Origin of the sequence: Jongsikchunia kroppenstedtii DSM 45133 (assembly GCF_000380485.1) — a bacterium.
Lineage (GTDB): Bacteria > Actinomycetota > Actinomycetes > Mycobacteriales > Mycobacteriaceae > Jongsikchunia > Jongsikchunia kroppenstedtii.
In genome coordinates, this window is the sequence record NZ_AQYG01000038.1 from 65517 (window position 1) to 80913 (window position 15397).

The 15397-nt window shown below is 68.6% G+C and carries 2 protein-coding genes (1 of these 2 running past the window's edge); both read right to left on the minus strand.

The genetic code is table 11. From position 1 onward, the window contains the following. Positions 1-6836 carry the 5' end (the start) of a non-ribosomal peptide synthase/polyketide synthase gene (locus G341_RS0104030; RefSeq protein WP_018177826.1) on the minus strand. Its footprint begins 32986 nt before the window's first position, so only the first 6836 of its 39822 coding nucleotides appear in the window; it begins with the start codon at positions 6834-6836; its stop codon lies beyond the left edge, outside the window. Beyond that, entirely contained in the window at positions 6833-14950 is an 8118-nt protein-coding gene (locus G341_RS0104035) for an amino acid adenylation domain-containing protein (protein WP_081622417.1), read from the minus strand. Before G341_RS0104035 ends, G341_RS0104030 begins: the two co-directional genes overlap by 4 nt. Positions 14951-15397 lie beyond the last annotated feature (447 nt).

Here is a 15397-nt window from a genome sequence, read left to right on the forward strand (position 1 = left end):
AGCAGATACCGGGCCAGCCGGTTCGACGCCTCGTCGAGCTCCCGATAGGTCAACGACCGCTCGGGATCCTCGACCGCCACATGCTCGGGCCTACGAAGCGCCGCCTCGGCGAAGATGTCGGCGAGCAGCTCCGGCGGCGTGCCCGCGACGTCGCCGACCGGCGTCAACCGCTCGACCTCCGCGGCACTCAGCAGCGGCGCATCGCCGATCGGACGGGTCACATCCGACGTCAGCGCCACCAAGATGTCGGCGAACCGATTCATCATCTGGCGAATGCTGTTCTCGTCGAACAGATCCGTGGCGTAGTTCGCCGTGCCGACCCACCCTCCGTCGCGGGCGCCGCGCAGGCCGACCGTCAGGTCCACCTTGGACGTGGTCTCCTCCACCTCCACGATGCCGACGGCGAGGTCGTCGAGGTCGGCCACCACCGCCGACGGATCGATCGTCGCCGGGGTGAAGGTCAGCAGCACCTGGACCAGCGGCGCGAAGGACTCTGAGCGGACCGGTTGCACCGCCTCCACGACGGTCTCGAACGGCGCCTCGCTGTGCGCGAACGCATCCAGATCGACGATCCGCACCTCGTCGAGGAGGTCGACGAAGGATTGCGCCGGGTCGACCGCGGTCCGCAGCACCAGGGTGTTGACGAACATGCCGACGAGCGGGTCGAGAACCGCGTCGCCACGGCCGGCGATCGGCGTGCCGATGGCGACGTCGTCGGTCGCGGCCAGCCGCGACATCAGCACGGCGAGTGCGGCATGCACCACCATGAACTCGGTCACGCCGCTGGACGCCGCGACCTGCCGGACGGCCTCGGCCGTCGCGGCCGGGATCTCGAACGGGATTTCGGCGCCGCGCATCGTCGCCACCGTCGGACGCGGGCGGTCGGTCGGCAGGGCCAGCACATCGGGCAGTCCGGCGAGTTGATCCCGCCAGAACGACAGCTGATGCGACACAACGGAATCCGGATCCGACGGCGATCCCAGCTCGCGCTGCTGCCACAGCGCGACATCGGCGAACTGCACCTCCAGCGGCGCGAACTGCGGCGCATTTCCGTGCGAGCGCGCCACGTACGCCGTCACCATGTCGCTCACCAGCGGACGCATCGACCCGCCGTCGCCGGCGATGTGATGCAGCACGATGAGCACGACATGCTCGAGGTCGTCGACCCGATGGATACGGACCCGCACCGGGCGCTGCACCGCGACGTCGAATCCCGCCGACGCCGCGGCGATCAGCTCCGACTCGTCCTCGACGATCGCCCAGTCGAGCTCGTCGGCGGAACTCTCACCGACGACCTGGCGGGCCGCCCCGTCGATCGACGGGAAGGTGGTGCGAAGCACTTCATGCCGATCGATCACGTCGACCATCGCGGCGTGCAGCGCCGCGAGGTCCAGCTTTCCGCTCAGCCGCAACGCGATCGGGATGTTGTAGGCGCCCGACGTGGTGTCGAACTGGTTGATGAACCACATCCGCTGCTGCGCATACGACAGCGGAACAGCATCGGGGCGTGGACGTTCCGCACGGATCGGCGGCAGACCGGCCTCGCGACCAGCGACGCGGAGCGCCAGCTCCCGCACCGTCGGCGCCATGAACAGGTCGCGCACGGCGACCTCGACGCCGAGCGTGGAACCGGCGCGGGCCGCCACCCGCATCGCCGCCAGCGAATTGCCACCCATGTCGAAGAACGACTCGACGACCGAAACCTTCTGGACACCAAGTACTTCCGACACCACCGCGGCGATGGCTCGCTCGGTGGGCGTCGCGGCCTCGACCATGGCGACCGCGACCGAGTCGGTGGACGGAGCCGGCAGCGCGCGGCGGTTGATCTTGCCCGCCACACTGCGCGGCATCGCGTCGAGGACGATCCAGGATGCCGGGCGCAGATGGCTCAGGAGACGACCGTTCACGAAGTCGCGCACGGCGTCGGTGTCGACCTGTTCGCCCGGGCGGCCGACCAGGTAGCCGACGAGCGAATCGCCCGCCGGGGTCGCGACGACCGCGGCCGCCGCCTGGGCCACCCCGGGGGCCGCCGACACGACGGCCTCGATCTCGCCGAGCTCGATGCGCTGGCCGTGCAGCTTCACCTGGAAGTCGGTGCGGCCGACGTACTCGATCTCGCCGTCGTTGGTCCAGCGGACCAGGTCGCCGGTGCGATACAGGCGATCGCCCTGCGTACCAAAGGGGTTGGCGATGAACCGCTCGGCGGTCAGCGCCGGGGCCGACGCGTAGCCGCGCGCCATCTGCACGCCGCTCAGATACAGCTCACCCGGAACCCCCGGCGGCACGGCGTGCAGTCGCGAGTCGAGGATCTGCGCCGCGACATTCGGCGCCGGGCGGCCGATCGTGACGACATCGACCGGCTCGGTGATCTCCTGCATCGTGACGTCGACCGTCATCTCGGTCGGACCGTACTGGTTGACCACCACACCGCCGGGCATGGCCGCCAGCGCCCGCTGCACCACCGCCGGCACCAAAGCCTCACCGCCGGTGAGGATCTGCCGCACCGATGTCAGCGCGGAAGCGGCGTTGAACGACTCGTCCAGGAAGACCGCCAGCAGCGACGGGACGAACTGCACCATCGTCACGCCGCTCTCGGCGATGACCCGGCCGAGGTAGGCCGGGTCCCGATGGCCCTCGTCCTCGGCCACCACCGCGCGCGCACCGACGACGAACGGCCAGAACAGCTCCCACACCGACGCATCGAACGTGAACGGGGTCTTCACCAGCACTCGCTCGTCGCGGCGGTCGGCGCCCGACGGCCCGAACCAGCCGAGCATGTTCGCGATGGCGCGATGGCTGACGGTCACGCCCTTCGGGCGGCCCGTCGAGCCGGAGGTGAACAGGGTGTAGGCAGCGTTGTCGGAATGCAACGGCGCCAACCGATCCCGGTCGGTGATCGGCGCCGCGTCCGCGGCGGCCAGTGCCGCCGGATCGATCGTGATCACCCGGAACTCGCTCTCGAGGCCGGCCAGCCACTCCGGCTGCATGCCGGCGGGCACCACGATGACGCGCGCACGTGAGGTCTCCAGGACATGCCGCACCACGGTCACCGGCGCGGCCGGGTCGACCGGCACGTACTGGCCACCGGCGACCACCGCGCCGTGGAGGGCGACCAGCATCTCCGGCGACCGCGGCACGCACACTGCCACGGCGACATCCGGGCCCACGCCGAGCCCGATCAGCTGGCGGGCGAACGCGTCGACGAGTGCCCCATGTTCCCGATAGGTCGTGGTCCGGCCGTCGGCATCGACGGCCACCCGGTCGGCGTTCTCGACGAACGCCGCGGGCAGCGCGTCGGCCAGCGTCGCGGTCTCCGGCGCGCGCCGCACGCCCGCGGTCCAGCCGGACACCACCGACGCCTCAGCATCGGTCAGCACCGGCGCCTCGCCGACGGCGACATCCGGCTCGGCCGTCAAGGCATCGAGCACCCGGACGAAACGGTCGGCGAACAGCCGCATCGTGTCGACGTTGTACAGGTCGGTCGCGTAGACGACCGAGGCGCGCCAGCCCTGTCCGGTATCCGAAATAACCAGCGTCAGATCGACTTTCGTCGGGACCTCGGCCGGCTCGATCGGCGTCACCCGCAGCCCGCCGGCCTCGTCGACCGACAGCGTGTCGGACGCGAGCGCCGCGATCGACGACTGATCGAACGACAGCCACACCTGGGCCAGCGGCGCATACGCCTCGGAGCGAACCGGGCTGACCCGCTCGACGACCGCCTCGAAGGAGATGTCAGCGTTGGCGAATGCCGCCAGGTCGGTCTGGCGCACCAGTTCCAGCAGATCGGTGAAGCCGGCCTGCTGATCGATTTCGGTGCGCAGCACCAGGGAGTTGACGAACATGCCGACCATCGGGTCGAGCACCGACTGGCCGCGGCCGGCGATCGGCGTACCGACCGAGATGTCCTGCGTGCCCGACAATCGCGCGAGCAGCACCACCAGGGCCGCGTGCGCCACCATGAACGGCGTCAGCCCGCGATCGCGGGCCATGCCGGTGACCCGGGCCGACAGATCGGCCGGCACCTCGAATTCGACCCGCGCGCCGTGCTGCGACGCGACGGCCGGCCGGGGACGATCGGCGGGCAGCTCGAGGACATCGGGCACGCCGGCGAGTTGCTGCGCCCAGTACGACAGCTGCGCGCCGATCAGCGACGACTCGTCATGCACCGATCCGAAGACCCGCTGCTGCCAGAGCGCATAGTCGACCATCTGCACCGGCAGCGGCGTGAAGACCGGCGTCAGACCGTTCGCCCGCGACGAATACGCGGTGATCAGGTCCGCCATCAGCGGCGCCAATGACTCACCGTCACAAGCGATGTGGTGCACCACCAGCTGCAGGATGCGATCGGTGTCGGACACCGTCACCAGGCGCACCCGGACGGGCAGCTCGGCGGTGAGGTCGAATCCGGCGAGCAGCACGCCCGGCAGATCGTCCTGGGTCATCTCGCGCCAGTCGAGTTCCTGATCGACGGCACCGCGTTCGAGCACCCGCTGGAACGGCACACCCTCGACGGCGGGGTAGATCGTCCGCAGCACCTCGTGCCGGTCCATCACGTCGATCAGCGCCTCGCGCAGGGCGAGCTCATCGACCTCGCCCTGCAGCCGGAGCACCATCGGGATGTTGTAGGCCGGGGACGCCGGATCGAAGCGGTTGATGAACCACAACCGCTGCTGCGGCAACGACAGCGGCGGCTGCGCGGGCCGCTCGACGACGGGCTCGATGGGCGGCAGACCCGGGCGCTTGGATCCCGCGGCGATCGCCAGATCCCGCACGGTCGGCGCATCGAACAGGTCGCGCACCGTCAGGTCGACGCCGAGCGTCTCCGCGGCGCGACCGACGATCCGGGCCGCGAGCAGCGAGTTGCCGCCGACATCGAAAACCGATGCCGTGACGCTGATCTCGTCGAGCCCGAGCACTTCGAGGAAGATCGCCTTCAGCGTCTCTTCGGTCTCGCCCTCGGCCGGAACGATCTCACCGTCGGCGGCGAGCACCGGCCGCGGCAGCGCGGCGCGGTCGAGTTTTCCGTTGCGGGTCAACGGCAATTGGTCGATGGTGGCCACCACATCGGGGACCATGTATTCGGGGACGGCCCGTCCCACCCGGCGCCGGATCTCCTGCGCGTCGAATTCCGCGTCGCCGTCCACGACCACGTAGCCGGCGAGGATCTCCCCGCGATCATGCATGTCGACGACGTTCGCGGCGGCCTCGACGACGCCGGGCACGCCCAGCAACGCGGCCTCGATCTCGCCGTATTCGATTCGGAAACCACGCAATTGGACCTGGGCGTCGCCACGGCCCAGATATTCGATGTCATCGCCGACCCGGCGCGCCAGGTCGCCGGTGCGGTACATCCGGGTGCCGGACCGGCCGAACGGATTCGGCACGAACCGCACCGACGACAGCTCGGCACGATTCCGATATCCCTGAGACACTTGGGATCCGGTCACATACATCTCGCCGATGACGCCCTCGGGCACCGGCCGCAGCCGCTTGTCGAGGATATGAATCTCGAGCGACGACAGCGGGCGGCCGATGAACGACACGTCGCCCGCGGAGACCGTGGCGCGGTCGAGCGGCCGGTAGCTGACATGCACGGTCGTCTCGGTGATGCCGTACATGTTGACGAGTTCGGCACGATCGGCCGGGTTCTCGTCGAACCACCGGCGCACCTGCTCGAAACTCAACGCCTCGCCGCCGAAGACGATGTAGCGCAAGGAGAGCTCGACCGGACGACGGCTGCGAGCGGTGACGAGCTGATAGAAGGCCGACGGCGTCTGACTCAGGACGGTGACCCGCTCGGCGGCCAGCAGGTCGAGGAACCGCTCGGGGTCGCGCGTGGTGTCATGGTCGACCACGATCAGCCCGCCACCGGTCAGCAGCGGACCCCAGATCTCCCATACCGAGAAGTCGAAGGCGTACGAGTGGAACAACGTCCAGACGTCCTGCTCGCTGAACGTGAACTCCTCGCAGGCGGCGACCATCAGCGCCACCACTTCGCGATGCGCGATCACCACGCCCTTGGGCGTGCCGGTCGAGCCCGAGGTGTAGATCAGGTAGGCCGGCACCCGATCATCGACTCGCGCGGGCAGCGCGCCGGCGGCTGGGTACGCCTCGAGGAGCTCGGCCGGGGTGGTCACCCGAGCCCCGAGTCCGCCCCACTCCCCGACCAGCTTCTCGTCGGCCAGCAGCACCAGCGGCGCGGCGTCGTCGACGATCGCCTGCACGCGGGCCGCGGGCTGGCTGCGGTCGATCGGCAGGTAGGCGGCGCCGGTCTTGACGACCGCCACCAGGGCGACGATCAGGTCCGCATTGCGCGGCAGCGAGATACCGATCAGCGTGCCGGGTCCGGCGCCGGCTGCGGCGAGCGCGCCGGCCAGCCGCTCCGACTGCTCGTCGACGTCGGCATACGTCAGGCTCCGGCCGTGCTCATCGGTGACGGCGGTCCGCTGCCCATGCCGGGCGACCGACGAGCGGAACAGGCCGGGCAGCGACCCGAGGTCGTCGCTGCCGATGATGTCGAGCGCCCGCCGGCGAGCGGTGCCGATCGCGCGCTGGGTCGCGTCGGCGATGTCGGCGGGCGCGGTGCCCTGCGCCATGAGCGCCTGGGTGATTCCGGCGCCGACGGCGGCCTCGGTATCCATCCCCTGCGCCTCGAACACGCCGGCCATCGCCGACACCCGGGCATTCAGCGTGGAGAAGGTGATCGGGCCCGCGACGGCGTCGACGGCGGTGGCTTCCGGCGCGGCAACGGCGGCAAAAGCGAGCAGGGCGAGGGTGGAAGGGCGAGGGCCCCAGGTCCGTGACATGTCGGAGGTCATCGAGTCGACATCGGTCACGTCTGAGTCATTCCTTCGCTTGTGGGTGTCTTGGATTCGCCGGCCGCTGTCAATGCATTGACTCGGAGCTGCCCCAGCACCTCCCCGAGGGTGTCCGGGCCGGATGCGGCCACCTCGGGTATCAAGCTCATCAACGCCGTCGTCAACGCCGAATCGGCGTCCGGCAGCGTCCCGACCATCGCCTCGCTAATCGACGACAGGACGGCAAACGTGACATCGGTGCCGTTGTGGCTGGTCGCCACGCGGTCCGGCACCGCACTGGCCGCGAGTCGCACGAGTTCGGGCAGCGCCAGCTGCTGGTGCCCGTTCGGCGACTGCACACCCGACCGCTGATCGGCGGCCTCGGACTCGGTCGCGATGGAGATATCCCCGACCAGCACATGCGGATTGTCCGACACCTCTTCGAGCACCCGCAGATAACGCTTCGCGTACAGCTCGACGGTGTTCTGGGTGAACAGGTCGGCCGCGTAGATCAACTGACCCCGCATCGAGCCGTCGCCTGTTGCGGCGAATCCGCCCGAGTCACCGGGGAACACCGTGAGCTGCAGGTCCACCTTGGCGGTGATCAGCTGTTCGGACACCGGGGTGATCGTCAGGTTCTCCAGGTCAAGGGTGGGAACGGTGAAGTTCTGGTACGCGAACATCACCTGGTAGATGGGGTTGTAACTGATCGGTGGCGACTGCAGCACCGATGCCACGATCGTATCGAATGGGACATCGGCGTTCGCCATGTCGGTCAGGTCGTCGTCGCGCACGCGTTGCAGAAGTTCGGCGAACTTCTCGTCGTCGTGCAGCTGGGTGCGCAGCGCCAGCGTGTTGACGAACATGCCGATGACGCCCTCGAGCTGCGGCTGGCTGCGCCCGGCGAACGGCGTGCCCACGACGATGTCGTGCTGCGCCGTCAGCCGGCTCAGCAGTACGACGAGCGCCGCCTGCATCACCATGAAGACAGTGGCGTTGTTGTGCCGGGCGACCGCATCGAGCTTGCGCGCGAGTTCGGCATCGACCTCGAAGGTCACCTCGCCGCCGGCGAAGCTCGGGGTCCGCGGCCGCACCCGATCGGACGGCAGTTCGAGCTTGGCGGGGGCGTTCGCGAGCCGCGACACCCAATAGCCGAGCTGCCGCTTCTCCTCACTGACGTCGTCGGCGGCGACCGTGTCCAGCCAGCCGCGCTGCCAGACGGCGTAGTCCGCGTACTGCACCTCCAGCGGCCGCCAGCCCGGCTCGGTGTCGTGCACGCGCGCCGAATAGGCCGTCATGATGTCGGCCGCCAGCGGCAGCATCGACGAACCGTCGGCGGAGATGTGGTGCACCACGAACACCAGGATGTGCTCGCCGGGCGCGACCGCCAGCAGCACCATCCGCAGCGGCGGCGCGACCGTGACGTCGAAGCCGCGCTGCGTGAATTCGGCGATCACCGCCTCGGGGTCGCGGCCGCTGACGTCGACGATCGGGCGCTCGATCAATGCCAGCGCCTCGGCCGTATCCAGCACCAGCTGCACCGGCTGGCCGTCGACCATCGGGTACCGGGTGCGCAGGGACTCGTGGCGGTCGATCAGATCCTCGATGGCCCGCTGGATCACCGACCGATCCAGATCACCGCTGAGCCGCAACGCCATCGCGAGGTTGTAGACGGGCGAGGCCGGGTCGGCGCGGTTCAGCAGCCACATGCTGCGCTGGACGCTGGACAGCGGCGCGGTCGCACCACGCTCGGCCGGCACCAGCGGCGGCCGGCGGTGCGGGGTGTCCATCTGGCCGGCCAGCTCGGCCATCGCCTCGACCGACGGCGCATCGAAGAGAGCGACGACCGGGACCTCGACGTTCAGTTCGGCCGACAGCCGCGCGGCGACCTTGGTCGCGCTCAGCGAGTTGCCCCCGAGGTCGAAGAAGGATTCGACGACGCTGACCCGGTCGACGCCGAGAACATCGGCGTAGACGCCGGCGATGACGGCCTCGACCTCGGTGCGCGGACCGACGAACGGCGCGGTGGTCAGGACCGGTTCGGGCAGTGCGCGGCGATCGACCTTGCCCGCCGAACTGACCGGCATCGACTCCAGCGGCATCCAGATCGACGGCACCATGAACTCCGGCAGGTGCTCGACGACATGCGCCCGAACGGTTTCCGGCGCCACGGACGCCGGCGAGTAGTAGGCGACCAGGCTCTGCCCGCCGGCCAGATCGGCGACGGTCGCGGCGGCGTGCACGACACCGGGCACGGCCATCAGCGCCGATTCGATCTCGCCCAGTTCGAGGCGCTGGCCTCGCAGCTTCACCTGGAAATCGTTGCGGCCCAGGTATTCGATCTCTCCGGCGCTGTTCCAGCGGGCCAGGTCGCCGGTCCGGTAGAGGCGGTCGCCCGGCGCTCCCAGGGGATCGGCGACGAACCGCTCGGCCGTCAAGCGCGGCCGGGACGCGTACCCGCGCGACAACTGGATGCCGCCGAGGTACAGCTCGCCGGGCACACCGGCCGGCAGCGGACGCAGGTGCTGGTCGAGCACATGGGTCGTGGTGTTCTGCACCGGCGCACCGATCGGGATCACGGTATCTGACTGGTGCACTTGGTATTCGGTCACGTCCACGGCCGCCTCGGTGGGACCGTAGAGATTGTGCAGCCCGACGGTGGGCAGCGACGCCAGCACCGCCTGCGCGGTCGCGGCGGCCAGCGCCTCACCGGAGGTGAACAGATGCCGGATCGAGCGCAGCGCGGCGACGTGCGCCGGTCCGAGAACATCGACGAACGCCGACAGCATCGACGGCACGAAATGCAACGTCGACACCGATTCCCGCTCGATCAGATCCGCCAGATAGCGCGGATCGCCATGCCTACCGTGCTCGGCGATTGCGAGGGAGGCGCCAACGGAGAAGGGCCAGAACAGCTCCCACACCGATACGTCGAAGGTGATCGGCGTCTTCTGCAGCACCACGTCGGTCGGGGCGAGGTGATAGTGGCGCTGCATCCAGTCAAGTCGGTTGATGATCGCGCGGTGCGAGACCGTCACGCCCTTCGGCTGCCCGGTCGAGCCGGACGTGAAGATCGTGTACGCGGCATGTTCGGGGCGCAGGACGGCGAGCCGTTCCGCGTCCGCCACCGGCGGGGTGCGCGGATCGACATCGACCGACGCGTCCACGTGCACCACCGGGAGCCGATCGGCGAGCCCCGCGACGACCGCGGGCGCCTCTCCCCGACCGACGAGAACTGCACTCACGCCGGCCGTTTCGGCCATGTATTCGCCGCGGTCGAGCGGCGTCTGGGTGTCGACCGGAACGTATTGCCCGCCCGCCACGATGACCGCGTGCACGGCGACGAGAAGCTCCACTGAGCGCGGAATGCATACCGCGACAGCGCTGTCCGGACCGATCCCCAACGAGATCAGCTGTCGCGCAAGCTGATGGACCCGAGCGCCGAACTCCCCATACGTCACCTGGCGCGAACCGAAGACCAGTGCCGTCAGGTCGGGGTCGGCGGCGTAGTCGTCGAAGAACAGATCCGGCAGCACGGTGCCATGACTCTCGACGTCGGGACCGGCCGACCAGCCCTGCACCGTGGCCAGTTCCGCCTCGGGGAACCGGAACAGTTCGTCGACGGTCGGCTCGAGCCCCGGCACGGAGTCGCACATCGTCGACAGCACCTGCTGGAAGTGGCCGGAGAACCGCTCGATCGTGGATCGGTCGAACAGGTCCGTCGCATAGGAGAACGACAGGCCGATCTCGTTGGCGTTCCGGCCGGTGTCGGCGAACTCGATAATGCTCAGGGACAGATCGTATTTCGCAAACGGCGGGCGGGCATCGATCAGCTCGATCCCGGCCTCGTCGCCGAGCCGGCGCATGACCTGATCGTGCTGCATCACCAGTTCCACCTGGAACAGCGGCGAGTGCGAACGTGATCGCCGCGCCCCGACCGCGCTGACCACCTGCTCGAACGGGACGTCGGCATTGCTGAGCGCCTGCGCGCGGGTGTGATGCACCGAGTGGAGCAGCGTCGACAGATCGTCGTCGGGGTTCACCCGCGTGCGCAGCACGAGCGTGTTGACGAACATCCCGACCAGGTCCGCCAGCTCCATCTCGTCGCGGCCGGCCACGGCCGTTCCGACGGCGATATCGGTGCCGCCGCTGACGCGCGCCAGCACCACCGTCAGCGCCGCATGGAACACGGCGAACATCGTCACGCCGTGTTCGGCGGCCAGCATCCGCAGCCGCTGCACGCTGTCGGCCCCCAGGACGAGGTCGAGGTACTCGCCGGCGCCGTCGCGGTTGGTGGGGCGCGGCCGATCGGCCGGCAGCGCGATGAGTTCGGGCATCCCCTGTAGTTCGTTGCGCCAGAAGGTCAATTGCTGACCGGCCGCCGAGCCCTCGTCGCTCTCGTCGCCGAGCACCTCCCGCTGCCACAGCGTGAAGTCCGCGTACTGCACCGGCAGCGGGGACCACTGCGGCTCGGTCCGCTGCGCACGGGCGGCGTAGGCGGTCAGAACATCCGTGATCAACGGCCCCAGCGACGCACCATCGCTCACGATGTGGTGCATCACCAGTACGAGCACGTGATCGACCGCGCCCTGTGCATCCACCGAGCGGAGCAGCCGCACCCGCAAGGGCAGTTCGGTCGCCAGATCGAAGCCGAGCGCCGAGATCGCCCGGATCCGACGGTCGATGTCGCCGGCCGGCACATCCTCGATCACGAAGAGGTCCGCCGACGCGATCGCATCGACCGGATGAATCAGCTGATAGGTGTCGCCGTCGTCGTCCGGGAATGTGGTGCGCAGCGGTTCATGCCGGACCGCCACGTCGTGGACGGCGTCCCGGATCGCGTCGACATCGACGTCCGGACCCAATCGCACGGCGCCCGGGATGTTGTACGCGCCGAGCGTCGGGTCGAGACGATTGATGAACCACAGTCGGGTCTGCGGGGCCGACAACGGAATCCGATCGGGCCGGGTCACCGCCGAGAGGTCGGGCCGCTGCCGACCGAACCCGTCCACCGGCTTGGCCGCGTCGATCAGATCCTCGATCGTCGGGCTGTCGAAGACGTCGGCCAACGTGACCTCGAGCCCGGTCAGCCGGCGGAGCCGCGACACCAGTCGGGCCGCGACCAGCGAATCGGCGCCCAACGTGAAGATGTTGTCGCGCAAGCCGATCCGCTCAGCCCCCAGCAGCTCGGAGATCAGCGCGACGACCTCGATCTCGAGCGGGGAGGTCGGGGCGACATACGGCGTGTCGTCGGACCAGACGAGGGTCGGGGCAGGCAGCGCAGCGCGGTCGAGCTTGCCGGAGTTGTTGACCGGGAAGTGCTCCAGGACCACCACCGCGGCGGGCACCATGTGCGAGGGCAGCCGGCGCCGGCACCATTCGATGACGGAGTTGAGGCTGATCTCGCCGCCGCCGGAGGTCAGGTACGCGACGAGGCGCGGGGCGGCCGACGCCTCGGTCTGCGCGATCACTACCGCGCCCTCGACCTCCGGCATCTCCGTGATGACCGTTTCGATTTCGCCGAGCTCGACGCGCTGACCGCGGATCTTGATCTGGAAGTCCGAACGGCCGAGATACTCGATCTCGCCATCTTCGTTCCACCGCACCAGGTCGCCGGTGCGATACATTCGGCCGCCGGGCTGACCATATAGGTCGGCCACGAACCGGTTCGCCGTGAGTTCGGGGCGGCTCACGTAGCCGAACGCCAACTGGCAACCGGCCAGGTACAGCTCGCCGGCGACGCCGGTCGGCACCGGGCGCAGGGCCGGATCCAGCACGTAGACATGCGAATTGGCGACCGGTCGGCCGATCGGCACGACCGTGGCGCGCCGGTCCACGACATGTTCGGTGATGTCGACGGCGGCCTCGGTCGGACCATAGAGATTCACCAGCTCGGCGGCGGAGTGGTCCAGCACCTTGTCGGCCAGCTGTCGCCCGATCGCCTCGCCCGATACGAAGATACGGCGCACGAACTCGGGGAAGAGCTCCTTCGTTCCGTCCAGCAGCGTGACGTCCACATAGGCGTGCAGCATCGACGGAACGAAATGGAAGACGCTCACCCGCTGCGCCCGGATCAGCTCCGCGAGGTACTCGGGGTCGCGGTGCCCGCCGGGGCGCGCGATGATCATGCGCGCTCCGATCTGCAAGGGCCACAACAGCTCCCACACCGACACGTCAAAAGTGAACGGCGTCTTGTAGAGAACCCCGTCGGCGGCGGCGAGCGGATAATTCCGCTGCATCCAATCCATCCGGTTGACGATCGCGGCGGTGCCGACCTCGACGCCCTTGGGCATGCCGGTGGAACCCGACGTGAAGATCACGTAGGCCGACGCATCCCCGCTGGGCGACAACGTAATCCGCGACGCCGACCGATCCGGGACGCCCGCACGATCGGCGAAGCCGACACGCTCCAGATAGGCGTCGTCGATGATCAGCGACGGCCGCGCCGTGTCGACGATGTACTTCTTGCGCTCGTCGGGGAACGCCGGATCGACCGGAACATATGCGGCGCCGGCGCCGAGCACGGCGTAGATCGCGCAGACCTGACGGAAGCCGCGATCGAGCGCGACCACGATCCGGTCACCCGGACCGGCGCCGTCCGCAATCAGCTGATGCGCCAACGAGTTTCGCAGCCGATCGAGTTCGCCGTACGACCATGCCGTGTCGTCGAAGACCACGGCCGTGCGGCTCGGGTCCTCGTCGACGCGGGCCTCGAACTCGCCGAGCACCCCGCGGCGCGGGACGGCGAACTCCACGTCCGCTCCCCGTCCCACGGCGAGCAGGCCGTCCTGCTCGCCGGGCAAGAGGAGGTCGATATCGTCCACCCGGACATCGACGTCGCCGATGAAGCGCTCGAGGAACCGCGCGAATCGCCGATGGTGCGCGGCCATCTGTTCGTCGGTGTACAGATTCGGGTTGCCGTGCAGATCGACGACGAGCGGCGCACCCGGACTCGACTGATAGAGATTGATCAGCAGATCCTCGAGGATTCCCGAGCTGAGGATCCGGTACTCCATCGTCGTGCCGTCGATCGCGACCTCGTTGTCGAAGAAGACCATGTTGATGGTCGGGCCGAACGACACCGATCCGCCGTCGAGCCCGGCATCGCGGCGAATGTCGTCCGACCGATATCGCTGGTGGCGCAGGGCGCCGGTCAGTTCCAGCTGGGCGTCGCGAACCAGTTCCCGCACCGTCCGCGACTGCACGCCGCGAAGCCGGATCGGGAGGACGTTGGAGACCATGCCGCCCGACGCCTTGATCTTCGCGGTGGCCCGGCCGGTCACCGGCAGGCTCATGACGATGTCATCGGTCCCGGTCATGCGGGACAGGAAGGCGCCGAACGCCGACGTGAGGAGAACGGCGATCGAGCTGTTGAGCTCGGTTGCCAGCTCTTCCAGGGCCGACTGCAGTGCCGGGCGCAGTTCCTCGCCGGCGACCTTGTTGTCGAACGAGAGCGGCGCAGTCGATGCCGACTGCGCCAGCGTGACCCGTTCCGGCAGATCCGCGACCCGCCGCAGCCAGTGCTCGCGGTCGGTCTCGCGGCGGGAACTGCGCTGGTACGACTCCTCGTATTCGACGATCTCCGCCATGTCGGCGGACGGCTTCTCCTTGGGCTCCTGGCCGCGGCGGATGGCGTTGTAGCGGTCGACCGTCCGTCGCATGATCGACAGCGCCGCATACCCGTCGAGAATGATGTGGTGCGTGCGGTTGTACCAGAAGGTTCGCTCATCGGAGATCTTCAGAATCGAAATGACGATGAACTGGTCGGTCAGCAGATCGACGGGCCGCCGGTATTCGGCCTTCATCCACGTCATCGCGGCGGCTTCGGGATCCGCGTGGGCCCGGAAATCGATGACGTCGACGTGCTGGTCGTATTCGAGGTCCACATACTGCACGGGCACACCGTCGACCTCGGCGAGCCGGACGTAGCCGAACTCGCTCGCCTTGCCCACCTCGTAGACGCACTGCTCGAGCAGCGCGTAATCGAGGCCTCCGGGTTCATGCCGGATATCGACGTACTGGGCGATGTTGACCGAGTAGTCGGGTGAGAGCGTCTCGGCGAACCACATTCCCCGCTGCGCGGCGGTCAGGGGCAAGACATCTCGACGGTCGGCAGCGACTATTTCGTCGCCTCGCTGACCAGCCGTAGCCATCTCGCCTCTACCTCCGTTCGCACGTCTAAGCACCTCACCGTCCGCCGGGTAAGTGTGCCATTCAGACCCCCGCCCAGCGCAAAGGCGCCCCGCACATGCCCGCACTCTCGCGGACCGCGCTAGGCGCCGACGCATGCCTGTGCTGTCCCACAACGTTCAATTGTGACTCACCTGATACTCCTGTTGCACATGAACGACGGCCGTGCGACGGATTACCACATAGCTACGTCGCAACCACCGTCACGGGCGTTACAGGATCAGCCGCCATCCGGGCTGGTGAAGCCCGGGCTGACCTGCCCGGACACGCGCATCGCTAACACTGCCCCGGCCCCCGCCGATACGTAGCAAGCACCGTTATTGCAAACGATCGTGTCCATGTCAGTCAAACGACCGGCATACCGGCCAGACCCGCCCACCGGCGCTTCGGCAAATCGCGATCGCGGACCA

What these genes read in the sequence shown, in the direction of transcription:
- G341_RS0104035 (WP_081622417.1), bottom strand. Translation starts at nt 14,950, where the DNA reads ATGGCTACGGCTGGTCAGCGAGGCGACGAAATAGTCGCTGCCGACCGT.